Genomic DNA, 2,436 nt, shown 5'->3' on the forward strand with positions numbered 1-2,436 from the left:
TGTATTTGGCAATAGGGAATTGCGTTAAACGGCAATTAATTTTGTATGCCACTTGCCATCACTATCTACTCATGAATTAATGACTCTTTATAACGGAAACTATCGCCTCTAAACATTAATAAATGTGAATGATGAATGAGTCGATCTATGACAGCTTCCGTTAATACCGGATCACCAAAGACGTGATTCCATTGTCCAAACTGAAGATTCGTTGTGATGATTAGGCTTTTGTTCTCGTAACACATGGAAATGACTTGAAAGAGTAATTCTGCTCCCTCTTTGTTGAGAGGGATATAGCCTAATTCATCTAAAATAATCGCGTGTTGCTTGTCTAGCTGTTTCATCAACTTCGGTAGCTGCCCTTGTTGGTTTGCTTCTATAAGCTTATTAACTAAGCCTGCCACAGTGAAAAACTTCACCTGGCTGCCATATCTATGTATGGCATTTAGGGCAATGAGCGTAGATAAATACGTTTTACCTGTCCCAACACCTCCATAGAGAATGAGATTCTCCTGTCTCTTAATGAAATCACCCTGAATAATTGTGTCACGATCGATTCCGTGCGGAATCTGAATGTGCTCCCACTGAAAAGGCTGATGGCCTGTTTTAGGGAGTTGCGCTTGCTTTAACAGTAAGTTAATTTTACGCTCTTCTCGATGCTCTATTTCCTTTTCAAATAACTTGATTAAATAATCTTCATTTGACTCGGCTGTCACTTCATGGTGATGTTCCCGAATCCAACTGAGTTTTAAACGTTTCGCGTAGTCTATAATCTGATTATTCATGCTCTACACCTTCTTTCGCGTAGAGGGCATCGTAATGTTCAAGCCCTCTTGTGATATCAGGCATATCAGGTAAAGACATTTGAGGCGTGTATGTTGAATAATCTTCTTGATTATTAACGAGTGAATAGAATCGATGTTTAATTTGGTCAACACTTGGGTGTCCTTGTGCTGATACATCATTGAGTGCCTGATTCAGTAGCGTGAAATCATCATTTTTAAGTAACGTACCTAATAATCTTAATGCTTCTTTTTGCTCATCTTCTGTACAAGCTTTTAAATATCGCGTCCATTCTTCTGGGAAATGATCATAGATACTGGTGTACTTAATCGCTCGTGGTCGTCGAGATAATAAATCAAGATAGGGTTGCCAGACCATTGATTTTCGTCTAACACCATAGAGTCTCGAATGATGAACCACAGCTTCGTGTTGCTCATTTAAAACAATCACTGAATTATATGTGATTGCAACGGTTAACTTATCCCCGGCGAATCGAGGCGAACTTGAGTATTGCTTTTTATCCACAGTAATAAAACCATATTTATCAGCTTTAACTACTTCATAACGTACACAATCAAATGATTTCTCCGGAAGGAGAAGCCATTGTGCGCAATCCTCTTGATAGAGCGTATCTATTGGCGCATCTTTTTTGTAATGAGAACGATCACGATCATCCTCAGCTTTTTGCCATAACGTTTCATTAAATTGATCTAAATCTTCAATATGACATTCCGGTAATAAGAAATTATTCCTTACATACTTCACCATCGCTTCGACATGGCCTTTTTCGTTCCCCTTACCTGGATTACAAAACTCATAATGAAAGCCATAATGCCCCACAAAGCGTTCAAACACATCCGTGAGCTTTCGCTCTCCTTTGCCTAATATCTTTTTTACTGCCGGTCTAAAATTATCAAATCGAATGGTTCTTGGAACCCCACCCATATGATGAAACATACGTTGTAACCCTTCGAGTAAACACTCCGCATTTTCCGAAGGGAAAACCTGAAAATAAAAAGTATTACTGAAAGGAAACGACATTACCAAATAAGGTAACTCCATCGATTCTGATTGATAAACAAAAGGAGCCGTTCCGAAATCCACTTGGGCTGTCCCCGGGATAGATTCTAAAGGTAAAGCAGCTTGATCAACCATTGTTTTTAATTCTTTTTTTCGTTTAGAAACATACTGACGAACACTTCTTTCAGACCCTTTAAAATCATGATCTTCCACAAGCTGTTGAAATAAACGTTTCGCCGTGCGGCGATATTTCCGTTTCTTTTTAGAATCCTCATTCAACCATTCATCAAGAATCGGTTTTACTGGATCCATGACAGGTGCCTTTCGGCACTGGGGTTTTTTAACTTCAAAGTCTTCTTGATTGGCATATTTTTTTACTGTACGAGCATCAATACCTGTCTTCCGACTAACACTCGCATAACTTTCACCTTTTTGATTCACTTCATATCTGATATAATTTACTTCAGCCACTGCTAACATCTCCTAAATATCCTCCTGTCAAACGTTATTGGTCTAACGAGGAGTTTAAAGTTATTTTTGAGTGTTGGCAAGTGGTTTTTTGTATATTTTTGGGCCGGATTTGACCAACATGAATTAACTGCCGTAAACTACATTTCAATTATGCCATATACA

2 protein-coding genes are annotated in these 2,436 nt (G+C 38.5%); both read right to left on the reverse strand.

Annotation, left to right across the window (positions count from 1 at the left end; all coding sequences use genetic code 11):
- Nucleotides 1–65: 65 nt before the first annotated feature.
- Nucleotides 66–785 (reverse strand): IS21-like element helper ATPase IstB, encoded by a 720-nt coding sequence (gene istB, locus BM098_RS13085; protein ID WP_089834082.1) that lies wholly within the window; start codon nt 783–785, stop codon nt 66–68.
- A complete protein-coding gene (istA, locus tag BM098_RS13090) occupies nt 778–2,283 on the reverse strand; it encodes an IS21 family transposase (protein ID WP_089834084.1) in 1,506 nt (501 codons plus the stop codon). The genes istB and istA overlap by 8 nt, the downstream gene beginning before the upstream one ends.
- Nucleotides 2,284–2,436 lie beyond the last annotated feature (153 nt).

The sequence above is a fragment of the Halolactibacillus halophilus genome (assembly GCF_900115605.1).
Taxonomy (GTDB): Bacteria; Bacillota; Bacilli; order Bacillales; family Amphibacillaceae; genus Halolactibacillus; species Halolactibacillus halophilus.